This is a genomic window from Clostridium beijerinckii (assembly GCF_018223745.1).
Classification (GTDB): Bacteria; Bacillota; Clostridia; order Clostridiales; family Clostridiaceae; genus Clostridium; species Clostridium beijerinckii.
Genome location: NZ_CP073653.1, coordinates 960,334 through 977,135, shown reverse-complemented (window position 1 = coordinate 977,135; position 16,802 = coordinate 960,334). Strand labels below are relative to the sequence as shown.

Sequence of the window (16,802 nt, the reverse complement as noted above, 5' to 3'; positions counted from 1 at the left end):
CCCTATCCTATTATATTAGATAACTGTAGTTTAGTACACCTAATTTATATCTTATTTATCTTCATCTACTTTGAAATCAGCATCTACTACATTATCATCATGTGGTGCACTTTGAGCTCCTCCAGCTGCTGCATTTGGATCAGCTGCTCCTTCTGCTCCACCAGCTTGTTGATACATCTTTGTAGCTATTGGATAGAATGATTGATTTACTGCTTCGATTGCAGCTTTAGTAGCTTCTACATCATCTCCATCTTTAACTTTCTTAAGATCTTCAATTTTAGCTCTTACTGCTGCCTTTTCATCCTCAGTAGCTTTATCTCCAACTTCATTTAAAGTCTTTTCTATTTGATATATAGTTTGGTCTGCGTTATTTACAGCTTCAACTTTTTCTTTTCTCTTCTTATCTTCTTCAGCAAATTTTTCTGCTTCTTTTACAGCTTTATCTACTTCATCATCACTTAAGTTAGTTGAAGCAGTAATTGTGATATTTGCTTCTTTACCAGTTCCTTTATCTAATGCAGATACTTTAACAATACCGTTAGCATCTATATCAAATGTAACTTCGATTTGAGGAATTCCTCTTGGTGCTGGAGCTATACCTGATAATGTGAATTGTCCAAGTGACTTGTTATCCATAGCCATTTGTCTTTCACCTTGAACTACATTAATTTCAACTGATGTTTGGTTATCTGCAGCAGTTGAGAATACTTGACTCTTCTTTGTTGGAATAGTTGTATTTCTTTCGATTAATGGAGTAGCTATACCACCTGCTGTTTCAATTCCAAGTGTTAATGGAGTAACATCAAGTAATACCACGTCTTTAACTTCACCAGTTAATACACCTGCTTGAATAGCTGCACCAACTGCAACACATTCATCTGGGTTAACTCCCTTAGATGGTTCTTTTCCTGTAAAGTTCTTAACAGCTTCTACTACTGCTGGAATTCTTGTTGATCCACCAACTAAGATTATTTTATCTATATCATTTAATGAAAGTTTAGCATCAGCTAATGCCTTTCTCATAGGTTCAATACTTCTTTCAACTAGGTCATGAGTAATTTCATTAAACTTAGCTCTGCTTAATGTTAAATCTATATGCTTTGGACCTGTTGCATCAGCAGTGATAAATGGTAAATTTATATTTGTTTGTTGAGATGCTGATAATTCAATTTTAGCTTTTTCAGAAGCTTCTTTTAATCTTTGAACTGCCATTTTATCTTGCATTAAGTCAATTCCATTTGAAGCTTTAAACTCATCTGCAATATATTTCATTATCTTCTCATCAAAATCGTCTCCACCAAGCTTTGTATCACCGTTAGTTGATAATACTTCAAACACTCCATCTCCAAGATCTAGAATAGATACATCGAAAGTACCACCACCTAAGTCATAAACTAGGATTTTGTGAGCTGAATCTGTTTTATCTAAACCATAAGCTAATGATGCTGCTGTTGGTTCGTTGATTATTCTTAATACTTCAAGGCCTGCAATCTTACCTGCATCCTTAGTTGCTTGTCTTTGGCTATCATTAAAGTAAGCTGGTACAGTAATAACTGCTTGAGTTACTGTTTCACCTAAATAGCTTTCCGCATCTGCTTTTATTTTTTGTAAAACCATAGCAGAAATTTCTTGTGGTGAATATTGTTTTCCATCTATATCAACTTTATATCCAGTTCCCATATGTCTCTTTATTGAAATAACTGTTTTATCTGGATTAGTAATCGCTTGTCTTTTAGCTACTTGACCAACTAATCTTTCTCCATTTGCTTGGAATGATACTACTGAAGGAGTAGTTCTAGCACCTTCTGAGTTTGCTATAACTGTTGGTTCTCCACCTTCCATAACTGCTACACATGAATTTGTAGTTCCTAAATCAATTCCTATAATCTTTCCCATGATATTTTCCTCCTAAAACTTTATTAGTTTATTTAAACTTGAATTTTTCAGTTTATTATTTTTGAATTCTATTTATATATCTTAATAAGAAACTTGTTCCTATTTCTAATTAGCAACTTTAACCATAGTATGTCTTATTATCTTATCATCTTTCTTATATCCCTTTTGGAAAACTTCTGCTACTACATTTTTACCTAATTCTTCATCTTCTATATGCATTACTGCATTATGAAGATTAGGATCAAATTCTCCAGTAGCATCTATTTCTTCAACACCAAGTTTTGCAAATGAATCTTTGCATCCCTTTATTGTCATTTCAATTCCTTTTTTCAAGTCTTCAATACTACCATCAGCTGCAACAGCTCTTTCTAAATTGTCAAGAATAGGAACAATCTCTTTTAATACATCTACATATGCATCGCTATATATTCCTTCTTTTTCTTTAGCTGTTCTTTTTCTATAGTTATCATATTCAGCTGTTAATCTTAAAAGTCTATCTTTTGTCGCATCTAATTCTTCTCTCAATTTCTTATTTTCCTCTTCTTGATTTTTTACTAAATCTTCTTGATCTTCCTCAGCAGCTTCTATATTTTCTGAAGCCTCTTTGCTAGCTTCATTTGTTTCTGCTGCATCATTACTTTCTTGGGTCTCATTATCCTTTTCTGCTACTTCATCTGCAATTTCTTCTTTCTCTAGTTCTTCATTTTTAACATCTCTATTTTCTTCCATGTATCTAACACACACCTCTTCTCTTTAAATCTAACATCTATTTTGGATTGCTCAATATATTATTAAGCTCTTTTATAACTTCTGACATAATCATTATTACCTTTGAGTAATTAATCCTTCTAGGTCCAATTAATCCAATTTTCCCAATAGGCCTATCCTTAAAGGAATATTCAGCAGATATTATACTACAATCTCTAGCTTGTGGCTTGTAGTTTTCATCCCCTATACTGACTGTTATATTGTCTTGAGGATTAAACAGCTCCATCAAAGCTTCTTTATCATTCAAAAGCGATAGCATTTCTTTAGCTTTATCAATATCGTTATATTCAGGATAATTAAATATGTTGGTAGTTCCCTCCATGAATACTTCTGTAGAATCCGCCGAGTTTAGAGTCTCATATAAAATAGGCAATAAAGCATTGAATATTTCTTCATAGGCTCCTAGATCCTTTTTTAAGTTATTAATTACTTCTAAATTAATTTCTTGTATAGAAAGATTCACCAATCTATTATTTATAACTTCATTTATTCGTGTTAAAGTTTCAACTTCAGGAACCCTATTATTTAGCTTCATTATATGATTCTTTATGACACCAGTATCTGTTAAAAAAACTGATACTAAATTATGATCATCAACTTTAATCAGCTGAATTGACTTTATAAAGCTCCTTTTTACTGATGGTGTCTCAATTACACAAGTTAATTTAGTAAGTTCTGACAATAAGGCGCTAGTTTGCTTAACTATTTTATCTACTTCAAGCATTGCCGAATCGATTATATATTGTTTTATCCTTAGATCTTCTTCAACTGTTAGCATCTGATTATCCATAAGCTGATCAACATATAATCTATATCCCTTACTAGAAGGAATTCTTCCTGCAGAAGCATGAGGTTGTTCTAAGTATCCCATATCTTCAAGGTCAGCCATCTCATTCCTTATTGTTGCGGACCCAATACCTAAGTTATAGTTTTTAGCAATAGTTCTTGATCCTACAGGATCTCCTGTTCGAATATAGTCATTGATAATAGCTTGAAGTATTCTTATTTTTCTGTCATCAATACTCATAACCTCACCTCTTTTTGTTAGCACTCATTAACCTCGAGTGCTAATGACTATGTTTTTAATATATTATTTATGATGTTTTTTGTCAATTCTATTTATATTTATTATAGCTACCTAACGTTAATAATAAAGCAATTTTGTTAACTTAGCTCTTTATATCTCCTATTTTCTCCATTTTTATATGTAATATATTTTTATAATTGCGCTTAATCTTTCTTTAAACTTTTCATAAGAGAATCCATTAAGATAAAATGAAATCACTCATTACATAGTTTGATATTTCTATGCCATGCGAAGTTAGATATAGATTTCCCGAATTATTAATTAATAATCCTTTTTTAATATTTTTTTCAATGATTTCTCCATACACTTCATATATATCTTTATTAAATCGCTCTTTAAATTTCTCTACTTTTATCCCTTCAATCATCCTAAGCCCCATAAATAAAAATTCTTCCATATCATCTTTAATATCATTTACGTGAATTTCTTCAATTACACTTTCTTTATTATTTATTCTTTTAATATATTCCTTAATATTGTCCATATTTTTACTTCTTTTTTTATCTATAAATGAACTAGCAGACACCCCCATCCCTAAGTATTCATCACATTTCCAATAAACTTTATTATGAAAGCACTCTTTGCCTTTCTTTGAATAATTAGATATTTCATATTGATGATATCCATACCCGTTCAATATGTCTTTAGTTGTCAAATACATAATTCGTTCTTTATCCTCTTCAGGTAAATTCAACTTATCTTCTTCATATAATTTATAAAACCGAGTTCCTTCTTCTATAATCAAGCTATATGCAGATATGTGATCTAGTTCAAGTTCTGCTACTTTTCGCAAAGAACATTCCCAATCTTCAATAGTTTGATTAGGCAATCCAAACATCAAGTCTGCATTTATATTATTAAATCCTAGCTTTCTAGCAAGAAAATAATTTTCTTCAAATTCTTCATAGCTATGTATTCTTCCAATATCTTTTAATAAAGAGTTTTTTGTTGATTGTAATCCCATGCTAATCCTATTAACATTGTGTTCCTTCATAATATTTAGATTTTTTTCATTTAATGTACCTGGATTACACTCCACTGTAAACTCAAAATCATCCTTCAAATTCAATTTATTTAAAGTACGTAGTAGTTTTTCTAGACTTAAGTCATTCAAGTAGGATGGCGTTCCTCCTCCAATAAATATGCTACTTATTCTGTATTCTTTTCCTTTTTGTAATATTTCATTACTTAACGCTTCTATATATTCGTTCATTAATCCTTCTTTTCCTGAATAAGATGGAAAATCACAATAAAAACATTTCTGTTTACAAAAAGGAATATGTATATATAAAGATATATCCCTCATTAATTTTTCCTCCAATACATTATTAAATATTTTACTTGATAAAATAAAGCAAAAATAAAGAATGAATAACTAGAGGAGCATTTACCCTTCATTTAAACCTATAAGGTGTGTACACCTTTAATTTAAATTTCAATAGATATTCTCGCTTTTATCATTCATTCTTTATTATTTATTTTTAGATAATATACATCATACTTTTTTCATATCAAAAACTATCTATACTAATAATTTTTCTGCCTGTTCTTTTAATAAGGCAATTTTACTTTCTGCATCTACAACAGAGAAACCATACACATCAACAAAATTGTAAAAATAATTAGCAAATGCTATTCTCTTACTACGTGTTATACCCAACGCTTCACCTAGCTTTTCTAAAAGTTCAACTTCTTCTTCATTATATTCTCCATCAATAAGAGCAAGGCCTATTAATTCAAAATAAATAATATTTTTGCATCTATTAGACGAACCTTTTAGAGTTTCACATACAGAATTTAGATCTGATTCTGATATTTCACTTTCATTTATATTTAGCTCTTCTAGATAGTCATTGTAAAGATTTTTTTCTTCTTTCGCAAAAACATTGTCTGAATTTGCAAGGATTTTAACCAATTGCATAAATGCAATTCCTTCATTTTTCTTTAACTCATTTAAAAACATTCAAACCCCTCCCAAACCGGCATTAAAATAATTATTTGTATAATACTAATTAATATTATACAAATAATTCCTCAAAAATAATATATTTTTATTTTATACATTCGCTAGTTTTTTAGAATTACTCTTTAAATAAATATAATTTACATGTATAAAGTATTCTATATTTATATTACTTATACTAACTAATCTACCTTTAATACCGCCATGAATGCTTCTTGTGGAACTTCAACAGAACCAACCTGTCTCATTCTCTTCTTTCCTTCTTTTTGCTTTTCAAGTAGTTTCTTCTTTCTTGAGATATCTCCACCATAACATTTAGCTAATACATCTTTTCTCATAGCTTTTACGGTTTCCCTTGCTATAATTTTAGATCCTACTGCTGCTTGAATTGGAATTTCAAATAATTGTCTTGGGATAATTTCTTTTAGCTTTTCAGCTATTCCTCTTCCTTTATGGTAAGCTCTCTCCTCTGGAACTATCATTGATAATGCATCAACTACATCCCCATTTAATAATATATCTAACTTAACTAATTTAGTTCTAATATATCCTTTAAATTCATAGTCTAAAGATGCATATCCTCTAGTTCTAGATTTTAATGTATCAAAGAAATCATATATAATTTCGTTCAATGGTATATCATAATTTACAACAGCTCTGGTTTCTTCTATATATTGCATATCTATGTATATACCTCTTCTATCTTGACACAGCTCCATAACTGCTCCAACATAGTCTTTTGGGGTTATTATAGATGCCTTAACTACTGGTTCCTCCATATAATCCACTTCTGTCAAAGGTGGTAGGTTAGTTGGATTTGTTATTTCTAATGTTTCTCCATCAGTTTTGATTACTTTATATATAACAGATGGTGCAGTAGTAATTATATCTAAATTAAATTCTCTTTCAACTCTTTCTTGAATTATTTCCATATGTAATAATCCTAAGAATCCACATCTAAATCCAAAACCTAAAGCAATAGATGTTTCTGGCTCAAAGCTTAATGCCGCATCATTTATTTGTAGCTTTTCAAGAGCTTCTCGTAATTCATCATACTTTGCTCCGTCAACTGGGTATATTCCTGAATAAACCATTGGTATAGCAGGTTTATAACCTGGAAGTGCTGTTTCGGTTGGCCTATTAGCTTCAGTTATAGTATCCCCAACTCTTGCGTCTCTAACATTCTTTATGGATGCTGTTACATATCCAACATCACCAGCACTTAACTCACTGATTGGAAGCACTCCTGGAGTAAACACTCCGACTTCAGTAACGTCATAAACTTTATTAGTAGCCATCAATTTAATTTTAGTTCCAATCTTTACTCTTCCGTCCATCACTCTAACTATACATACAACACCTTTATAACTATCGTAGTAAGAATCAAAAATTAATGCTTTTAAAGGAGCTTCTTCATCGCCATCAGGTGAAGGTATAGTTTTAACAACACACTCTAATACATCACCTATATTAAGCCCTGTTTTAGCAGATATAGTAGGAGCTTCTTCTGCTGGAATTCCTATTACATCTTCAATTTCTTTCTTAACTTCATCGGGTCTTGCAGAAGGCAGATCAACTTTATTTATTACTGGTGCAATTTCCAAATCATTATCTAATGCTAAATAGCAATTAGCTAAAGTTTGGGCTTGAATACCTTGTGTTGCATCAACAACTAATATCGCTCCTTCGCAAGCTGCTAAACTTCTTGAAACTTCATAATTAAAATCTACATGTCCTGGAGTGTCAATTAAATTAAGAATGTATTCTTCACCATCGTCTCTTCTATATACAAGCCTCGCTGCTTGAGACTTTATTGTAATTCCTCTTTCTTTTTCTATCTCCATATTATCTAGAACTTGCTCTTCCATTTCCCTTTTAGTTAAGGTTCCTGTAGTTTCAAGTAATCTATCCGCAAGGGTTGATTTACCATGATCAATATGTGCTACAATTGAAAAATTTCTGATATGTTTTTGTCTTTCACTTTTCATACGCATAACTGTTATCCTTAACGAAAAACAGTCCTTTCACCCCCGTTATAATTAAATCAGCTAAATTATAACATATATCCATAAAGAAAGGCTATCAAAACTTTCCCTCAATGCTCTATGTCTAATATGCCCTATATATATTTTAAAATCAACTAAATAATTTAACTAATATTATGGTTTTATTCTTTCAATTATATCCTCTATTTTTTTAATAAAAGAAGATTGATTATTTATCCTAAAATCATTACTTCCTATCTTAACTAAAACATCTTTTTCAGATTCTTTATAAATTTTAAGAAATGAATTATCCTTGATAAAATTCGAGAAATCTTCTCCAAATTCATTGCTTACAAGTTTATAATTTTCATTAGTATTCCCAAGAGGAGATAATGCCTTAGTATTAATCATATCTATTTTAATTATTCCAATAAAAATAATAAATAATATAAAAATCATTGGTGATATTCTTCTTAAAATGTTACTTTTAATAATTTTCTTCAATGTCGAAACACCCTTTTTAATTTATTTTTTGATTTTTATTTAGATTCTTTCCATATAGTCAAACTATTATTCACCCTCAACTTTCTCAGTCAAACAATCTACTCACCAATTATCTCAATATTATGTATTAATAAATTAAAATAAAGAAAAGACTAGAGATCTAAATTCTAGCTTTAGATTCCTAATCTTTTCTTTAATTTTCACCATCAAGATTATATTTAAATCTCAACTTGAAATATCTATTTAAATACTTAGTGCTAAAAATCAAACTTGCATGTTATCTAATTTTTCATATGCACTCAATATAACTTCCAAACCTTTTCCATTTAACTTTATACTTATTTCTTATTCAAAACTTCCGCAATTACTCTAGCCATACATTCTGCCGTAACTTTTGACTCATCTGGTGTATTAGTATGAGATCCTATTTCAAAAAGTAAACATCCGTCACTTTTACTTTGATTAAATGCATTTTTCCCTCTATGATATGTTAATATTTTTATAGGTAATCCTGGGAATAATTCAGATGTTTTATTAAATACTTTCTCTGTAAGCTCTTTATTTTTAGGATATCTCGTACTATTTTCAGCATTTACAAACATTATTTTAGATGCGCTCATTCCATCAACTTCTGTTGTTGTCGCAGCTTTATCTTCTACGGAATCTCTATGCAGATCTATAACCATTTTAAAATCTCCATATTGTTTTAAATATTTATCAACCACTTCTCCAGATCTTGTATAACTATCATTATAAGAAATACAATTATTGGTTTTATCATGTATGACTGAAATCCCATAATTCTCTTCTAATTCATTAGCAAGAACATCGCCTACTCCCACTACATTGGTATCTTCATTTAAACTATCTGGTTCTGATGCATTATAATTTTCTGTAGTATGACTATGATATATTAATACTTCTGGCTTAGATTTATCCAATGTCTTCTTTAAGCTAGGATCATATATTGGGGTATTCTTACTATCAGTGTTTACTTGTACTTTTGATATACTGTCTTCGCTTATTTGAAACGGATTAAAACTAAAATTAGTTTCAGTATTGCTAGAACTTTCTCCATCACCAAAGAAACTAAGTTCATTTTGAATTATTCCTTTATAGCTAAGATTATTTAATCCTAATACTTGAAAACAAACATTCTTTAATGAAAGTTTATTTTCAGCATAGGTTCCTTCATCATAAACTTGGGATTCTATTATCGGCATTCCTAGATTTAACAATTGAACATAGGCAAATGCTCCTCTTTCCTTGCTATTTTTTAAAACATTACCTAATCTTATGAAAAATACACCTATAATTAAAATGAGGATTATTAAGCCTATATTAATGTTAGGTTTTGCTTTTATCCTTTTATTAATTTCACCTTTTTTTCCTCTTCTGCTCATATATATCACGGTAATCCCCCCCTTGCCCTTTTTTATATTTATATTAACGGATTTACATAATTATTCTAATAAATATCATTCTATCTATTTAAAAATTAGAATAGATTAAAATATACATTGATAATCAATCTAAAATAAAAAGATCCCAAAATAATTCAAATTACTTTGAGATCTTTTCTTCTCATTCTAAATTTCAAGAAATAAATTATTAATAATCAACCCATAAACTTATTAATCTCATCCATATCCATATTAGGTTGGACTGCCATGTTTATCCCATTGGCTATTATTCTTGATAAAGAATTAACCATTAAATCAATGTCCTTAGGTGTAACTATCATATCCATACTTGCTTTTGATGACATCACTTCCTTAATGAGTCTTTCCTTCTCATTTTTATCAAGAGATTTTAACATTTTATAAAATTCATTTCCACTTGATGAATTATTTATTAATGAATCTATTACAGAGTCTATAGTATCATTAGCAATTGTTGTTGCATCTACAACTGTTGGAATACCTACTGCAATAACCTTAACTCCTAAATTTTCTTCATTTATTTGTTTTCTATTATTGCCTACTCCTGCACCCGGCGATATTCCAGTATCTCCAATTTGAATTGTTGTGTTGACTCTTTCAACTCTTCTTGCAGCTAGAGCATCTATACATATCACTAGGTCTGGTTTAATTTTTTCTACAACGCCTTTAATTATTTCCACAGTTTCGATTCCTGTAACTCCAAGCACTCCAGGCGCTATAGAGCAAACAGGTCTTACAGACTCATCAATTGCTTCTGGCATAACTGTTTGTAAATGCCTAGTTACCATAATCTTTTCTGTCACTTTAGGACCTAAAGCATCTGGTGTCACTTGCCAATTTCCAAGTCCTACAACTAATACTGTTTTCTCTGTATCAATCTTAATTAATCTTTGCAGAATCTCTGATACTACTTGTGAAACTCTATCCATAGTTTCACCATCATATGCTGTAAAGTCTGGCATTCCTATAGTTATATAATTTCCCTTTGGCTTTCCAATTTTTTTAGCACCTTCATCATTTTTTACCTTTACTGTAGTTACCTTAATATCATCATCACTTTCTTCTATAACTTCTATTCCATCTATATCTACTTCATCCTTGTGACTTTCTTTATAAATTTCTCTCGCTTCAAGTACTAAATCTGTTCTTACATTTATCATACCAACACCTCTTTATAAATTTACTCAGTCTTATTTTTCCTTTTTCTTTGAATTTAATACTTGAATTACATAACTTCTGATGCTATAATAAGGTTTGTTGAATATGAACTCGTACGCAGATTTCCCCAAAAACTGCAGAGACCCTATAAAAATTTAAGGGGGTGAATTAAGAATGGCAAATATAAAATCAGCAAAAAAGAGAATTAAAGTTACTGAAACTAAGACTTTAAAGAACAGAATGATTAAGTCTGCTTTAAAGACTACTATAAAGAAATTTGAAGCTGCTATAGAAGCTAAGAATAATGAAGAAGCTAAAGCTTTATTTACATCAGTTGTTAAGTCATTAGATATGGCTGCTACTAAGGGAGTTGTTCATAAAAATATGGCTGCTAGAAAGAAATCAAGATTAGCTGCTAAGTTAAACTCTATGGCATAATCTTAAAACCCATCTAAGTAGATGGGTTATTTTTTTATATTCTTAATAAATATTATTTTTTAACTGTAAGTGTATTTATTAAAAGGAATTCCATTTCCATATTCTTATCTATTCCAGTTGATTTTAACTTTGTTTCTGTATTAACGCAAAGCTTAATTAACTCTGATAACTGCTTTTCTGTGAATTTATTTGTCTGCATTATTAATTTTTCACAAACAAACTGCGGCAACCTATAGTCTGACATAAAATCATCTACTTTTTTTCCATTGCTAAGTTTTATCTTTATCTCATATAATCTCAAGAAATGCTTTTGAATAGCACTTATTATCAGCATATGCTGGTCTGATTTATATAAAATTTCCTTCATAGTATCTATAGCTTTATCAATTTTTTTGGTAGCTATTAATTCAACTAAATCAAAAGTATCATCCTCACTTGATTTTGAAATAAGTATATCAATATCCTCTTTTTTTATCTCTCTTTCACCACAATACGATATAAGCTTGTCAGCTTCTCTTTTTATAATGTCAAAATTATTATAGACTTTCTCACAGAAATAAGATAACTCAGTTCTTCCAATTTGTTTTCCCTTCTCTTTAAATACTTCCGATACTTTCTTTAAATATTTGTCCCTTTTTAATTTATCACAATATACTATTGTTAATGATTTACCAATAGTAGCTAATTTCTTATTTTTATTTGGTCTATCTCTCTTATCATTCAATAAATAATACATTATTAATACTGTATATGGAGGTAAATTTGATATATAGCTCTTAATATCATTGTATATTTTAGTTCCTGACGAATCAGTTTTGTCCTGTAAAAAATTAGACCTATAAACAACCACAACTTTTTTTTCTCCCATGAATGGCATTGTTTCACACGCATTCATGATAGCATCAAAACTTGTATTCATTCCATCTATCCTTATTAAATTAAGATCCATAAATTCTTCAGCTATATTCTTTTTTATAATCAGACTTATTCCATCTTTAATAAATTCTTCATCTAACCCACAAAATATATATCCATTTTTTATATTTCCTTTTTCAATCTCTTGCTCATAAACTTCGTAATTAATCACTTTAATTTTCCTTTCGTATAAAATGTGCTTCTAATTTAATTCTAATATAAATCTATAAACCTATACTAATATTCCGTCTATTATAAATATGTTATTAGTGATCCTATCATTAAAATTTATTATATCATACTCTTCATGTTGAGTTTTATCACTTGTAACTTTTAATAGATATTTTTTAGTACCAGTATCTAGAACGTAATCTTTTCCTTTGAAACTTATTTTATAAATTCCATTCATAATAATCATACTTCTCTGTCTAAAATATTTTGTTGCAAGTGCTGATTTAGAAAGTCTATTTAAATCAATTTGATTTTTATTGGACATTAGTATTCTATCACCTTTATAAGAAAATAAAATAGCACCTTCTTTATAATACCTTATACTTGGAATTGGACTATATATCTGAATTGTAATTATAAAAATAGCTATAAGAGGAAGATAAACAAACTTTTTATATCCTTTATTCACAAAGTAAGCACTAAACATTAAAAATAGATAGAAGAAAACTACATTTTCATTTCCATAAAACATTGGCAATGAAAAGTTCTCCATATAATTTAGAATACAATCAAACATATTTATTATTTTCAAGTTTATATAACTGCAAAAATCAAATAATTGAGTATAAGTATATGTCAATACCAATGCATTTCCTGTAATAACCATAAGATCTACAAATGGAGCCAAAATTAAGTTTCCAATAATAAAATTTGCTGAAAAATCCCTAAAAATTAAAATTAGATATGGTAACGTAAATATCTGAGCGCTTAATGTTAAACTTAATGCTTCTCTTAATTTAATGTTCAATTTATATAATGTATTGTTAAACTTCTTATTAAACATTGCTATTCCCAAAGTAGCTAAATAAGATAAGTGAAAAGATATATTAAAAATACTATAAGGTTCATAAAGAACCAAAAATGTTGCAGAGAAACACAGAGCAGAAATTGAATTATTATTTCTTTTTAAAATACGTCCACCTTCTACACATGCAAGCATAAAAAAAGACCTTATACTAGAATAATTGAGTCCTGTAAATACAACATATATCATAATTACCAAAATTCCTAAATTTCTCCCAACAAAAATTCTTATAAAACCATATACTATAGCTACATGTAACCCTGAAACGCTTATGCTATGTATGATTCCAAAGTTTTTCATGTCATCTTTGTCTTCAAAATCTAAATAATCGCAATAACCAAAAGCAATTGATGATATTAGCCCTGCCTTTCTTGTTCCTAAATTTTCTTCTAACCGCAAATATATATTTCTTTTAATCTCATAAAGCTTTGTTATCAAGTCTCCATTAATCTTATACAATACTTTAGGCTCTACTTCCCCAACTATCCCATTATATCTATCTTGTATGCCATCAACTTTTCCTATAATTTTATATTTTTCACCTACGCTTAAATTCTTATCATTAGTTCTTATCGTAATACTCTTACCTTCATAGCTTCCTATAACACCATAATTGCTTATTTTTATTATCCTTACTTCGCCGTCTATTTTGCTTGGAATTTTATAATAGGAACAATTAATTAAAATTCCAACAACAAAAAAGATAATCATAATAACAAAGAAACTGAAACCACAATAATAAAATATGCATATGAAAAAGAAGGCTACAATGAATATTGTAAGCCCCCTAAATTCCTTATTCATTCCATAGAAAATACAACTAATTGCAAGCGTCAAAAATATGTATATTAGTGGATTTCCTACATCTCCTATTTTTTTAGAAAACATCAACTCACCTCATTAATGAGTTTTGCCACTTTCTAGCTAAAATTTCAAAGATTAATAAAAATATTATCGATGCAGCTATTTCTATTCCTATTATATCTCTAATTAATATTCCATTAATTAGAATCATACTAATTACGGCAATAATAATTACTAACAATGATATAACAGGCATAATCAATTCGTTAGAAAATTTTCTTACAGAAATATTGCTATTAAACAATGTAAATAATAAAATTCCAATTGATAATATAGTTAATGTCACTATCGCTGCTTCCTTATCACCAAGTTTGTAAATTGAAACCATTGTAATTATGCTTAGAACAAATGATCTAACTATCATTTCATTTCTAGTAATATCTCGCCCTTTTTTAAGTAATATTATTAATGATAATGGAATGAATAAAACTCCATTTATCGTTACCACATTTCCAAATTCTAAACTTCCAGTTTGTCCCATTATAATACTTCCTACTAAAGTTAGAAGTTCTGAGAATAGAGCAATGAAATATACTTTGAATCCTCTATCTATATTGCCATCAAATACTCTGGAAAAATCTCTTATTTTAAAGAACCCATCTAGGTAATTTTCTTTAATATATACATCTGATACCTTTTTTACAATTGTAGATGCTTTTCCCTTACCTATTCCTACGTTTGATAAGTTGAGTGCTGGAAGATCGCCTAACGTTTCACCAGTAGTTGCAACTTTATGGCCATCTTTTATAAATAATGAAACAATCTTTGATTTAATTTCTGGATTTACTCTGCAAAAAACCCTTACCCTACAAAGCAAATCCTTTAATTCTTGATGATTTAAAGAATCCAGTTCTATTCCTGCTACTACCTGATTATTATTCTTTATTATATTAGCCATTTTTGCATTTGTTATAGCACTTAATTTACTTTCTTCTGTAAATAATATTGGTACTATTGCTTTATCCTTAATTCGATTTATTGTATTTTCGAGATTCTCTTCAAGTGGATTTTCCAATCCAATTATTCCAACAAAGACCATGTTGCTTTCTATATTTTCAGATTTAGATGGTTCATAAGTAAAGTTTCTATACGCAAAACCTTCTGTTATTAACCCTTCTATAGATAAATTCATATCAACTTCCTTTATTTTTGCTTTGTATTCATCCGTAATCTCTTTCTCGATACCTTCTATCATGACATGTGTACATTGTTCTAAAACATCATCTACGTTTCCTCTAGTATTAGCTCTATATCTGTTATTAAATTTACTTACAACTGTAGAGAATCTTTTATCAGAATCCATAGGTATATCTAAAATTTTAGAATTCCTACTATCTATAGCAGCTTTGTAGATTTTTTTTCTAGCAGCATAACTTAGAAAAGCAAGCTCATCTAACTCTCCTTTTCCACTATCATCACTTGGATTATAAATAGCGTTATTACATACTAATGATATTTCAACTATCCTATCAAAGGTTGTCTCTTTTACATACGGATCTTCAGTCGATATCAAATTATCGTTAATAAATAGTTTTTTGACTATCATTTCTTTTTTGCTTATTGCACCAACTTTATCTAAAAATAAAATATTAACATCTTTAATTAAATTAAATACTGAAAAATTTATTATTTCTATATTTTCATTCCTAAAGCTTTTAATTATATTTTTAAAAACTAATTTCGCGATTATAGTAACTGGAAAACAACCAAGGGCAAATAAAGCTGTGCATATGTAATTTTTGTTTGCATCTTGTCCTGTATATACAAAATATGATCCTATAATTATAATTCCTAGGAAATAAATTAATAAATATCTTTCTAAAATTTTAGATATCATTGTCCCAAAATTATGTTTTCTATTACTTGCATACGTAAGCATGGTAAGCATTCTACCTAACTGAGTAGAATTACCAGTGGATATTACTATACCTAGTCCGCTACCTGATTTTATTATAGACCCTTTAAACAATATATTTTTCATATCTGTTAAAGAAAATATATTTCCTACTATCTTACTTTCAAATTTCTCCTTATAAAATGCTTCTCCTGTTATACTCTTTTCGTCAACTTTAATTTCATTAGCACTTATTATTCTTATATCTGATGGAATAACAGAGTCTTTATTAATTTTTACTATATCGCCCATTACTAATTCTTCAGATTTTATAATTTTCTGGGCTCCATCTCTAATAACTACTGTATCTGCAGAATTCAGCCTTTCTAAAGCTCCAATTTCTTTATCTCTTTTTATAGTATGCATTACTATTAAAATTAAATTTAATAATAATATCAAGGCTGTTATTATACCAAATAAATAATGTTCAAATACGAATAAAATTATTGTAATTATCAAATTTATAATTATAGATTTTTGCTTTAAAGCATTTAGTATATGTTTATAAATTTTATTTCCACTTGGTAAATCAATCTTATTGGTCCCATATTTTAATCTTAATGCTTCACAATCATTTTCACTAAGTCCACTTTGAACATTACTATTTAGTAATTCAACTATTTGAGCCCAAGAGTTATTGCAGTATTTTTCCAAAAAAACCCCACCATTCTAATTACTTCATTAATAACTTCTTTATTATACTATATTTTTCATTTTTATATATATACATTCATTTATAGTATAATTATACGTTTAAAGACATTAAAAGGCAAAACTTTAATATCTTATATATATTTTCGATACATATTTATAAAAGTTAATTTTATTTAAGCATTTCTACTATAATAATCT

Annotated in this window: 13 protein-coding genes; 1 reads left to right on the top strand and 12 read right to left on the bottom strand. The window is 28.8% G+C overall.

Annotation, left to right across the window (positions count from 1 at the left end):
* Positions 1 to 51 precede the first annotated feature (51 nt).
* From dnaK to gpr, 9 genes are all read right to left on the bottom strand, one after another.
* The gene (gene dnaK, locus KEC93_RS04570) at positions 52 to 1,896 is read right to left on the bottom strand and encodes a molecular chaperone DnaK (protein ID WP_011968174.1); all 1,845 of its coding nucleotides are present in this window, start codon (positions 1,894 to 1,896) and stop codon (positions 52 to 54) included.
* A gap of 105 nt (positions 1,897 to 2,001) precedes the next feature.
* Positions 2,002 to 2,625, bottom strand: a complete 624-nt coding sequence (grpE, locus tag KEC93_RS04565; RefSeq protein WP_011968173.1) for a nucleotide exchange factor GrpE — start codon at positions 2,623 to 2,625, stop codon at positions 2,002 to 2,004.
* Positions 2,626 to 2,662: 37 nt separating this feature from the next.
* On the bottom strand, positions 2,663 to 3,691 hold the full coding sequence (gene hrcA, locus KEC93_RS04560; RefSeq protein ID WP_011968172.1) for a heat-inducible transcriptional repressor HrcA: 1,029 nt from the start codon (positions 3,689 to 3,691) through the stop codon (positions 2,663 to 2,665).
* Positions 3,692 to 3,929: 238 nt separating this feature from the next.
* The gene (gene hemW, locus KEC93_RS04555) at positions 3,930 to 5,057 is read right to left on the bottom strand and encodes a radical SAM family heme chaperone HemW (protein WP_023974009.1); all 1,128 of its coding nucleotides are present in this window, start codon (positions 5,055 to 5,057) and stop codon (positions 3,930 to 3,932) included.
* Between the two features lie 216 nt (positions 5,058 to 5,273).
* Positions 5,274 to 5,714 (bottom strand): hypothetical protein, encoded by a 441-nt coding sequence (locus KEC93_RS04550; RefSeq protein ID WP_023974010.1) that lies wholly within the window; start codon positions 5,712 to 5,714, stop codon positions 5,274 to 5,276.
* A gap of 182 nt (positions 5,715 to 5,896) precedes the next feature.
* The gene (gene lepA, locus KEC93_RS04545; protein WP_023974011.1) at positions 5,897 to 7,702 is read right to left on the bottom strand and encodes a translation elongation factor 4; all 1,806 of its coding nucleotides are present in this window, start codon (positions 7,700 to 7,702) and stop codon (positions 5,897 to 5,899) included.
* A 171-nt stretch (positions 7,703 to 7,873) separates the two neighbouring features.
* Complete coding sequence (locus KEC93_RS04540) at positions 7,874 to 8,203, bottom strand: sporulation-related protein NgaS (RefSeq protein ID WP_011968168.1); 330 nt, start codon at positions 8,201 to 8,203, stop codon at positions 7,874 to 7,876.
* 338 nt (positions 8,204 to 8,541) lie between these two features.
* Positions 8,542 to 9,615, bottom strand: coding sequence for a stage II sporulation protein P (locus KEC93_RS04535; RefSeq protein WP_023974012.1), 1,074 nt, complete (start codon positions 9,613 to 9,615; stop codon positions 8,542 to 8,544).
* Positions 9,616 to 9,821: 206 nt separating this feature from the next.
* On the bottom strand, positions 9,822 to 10,805 hold the full coding sequence (gene gpr, locus KEC93_RS04530) for a GPR endopeptidase (protein WP_023974013.1): 984 nt from the start codon (positions 10,803 to 10,805) through the stop codon (positions 9,822 to 9,824).
* A gap of 172 nt (positions 10,806 to 10,977) precedes the next feature.
* On the opposite strand from gpr, the gene rpsT reads away from it, so the two are divergent.
* On the top strand, positions 10,978 to 11,241 hold the full coding sequence (rpsT, locus tag KEC93_RS04525; protein WP_011968165.1) for a 30S ribosomal protein S20: 264 nt from the start codon (positions 10,978 to 10,980) through the stop codon (positions 11,239 to 11,241).
* Positions 11,242 to 11,293: 52 nt separating this feature from the next.
* Here the strand turns inward: rpsT and holA are convergent, their stop codons facing one another.
* From holA to KEC93_RS04510, 3 genes are read right to left on the bottom strand one after another with little or no spacing between them, the layout of a single operon-like run.
* Complete coding sequence (gene holA, locus KEC93_RS04520; RefSeq protein ID WP_011968164.1) at positions 11,294 to 12,328, bottom strand: DNA polymerase III subunit delta; 1,035 nt, start codon at positions 12,326 to 12,328, stop codon at positions 11,294 to 11,296.
* A gap of 60 nt (positions 12,329 to 12,388) precedes the next feature.
* Positions 12,389 to 14,080: a ComEC/Rec2 family competence protein gene (locus KEC93_RS04515; protein WP_077868265.1), complete on the bottom strand. Its 1,692-nt coding sequence runs from the start codon at positions 14,078 to 14,080 to the stop codon at positions 12,389 to 12,391.
* A 4-nt stretch (positions 14,081 to 14,084) separates the two neighbouring features.
* Positions 14,085 to 16,604 (bottom strand): P-type ATPase actuator domain-containing protein, encoded by a 2,520-nt coding sequence (locus KEC93_RS04510; protein WP_039771875.1) that lies wholly within the window; start codon positions 16,602 to 16,604, stop codon positions 14,085 to 14,087.
* Positions 16,605 to 16,802: the final 198 nt, after the last annotated feature.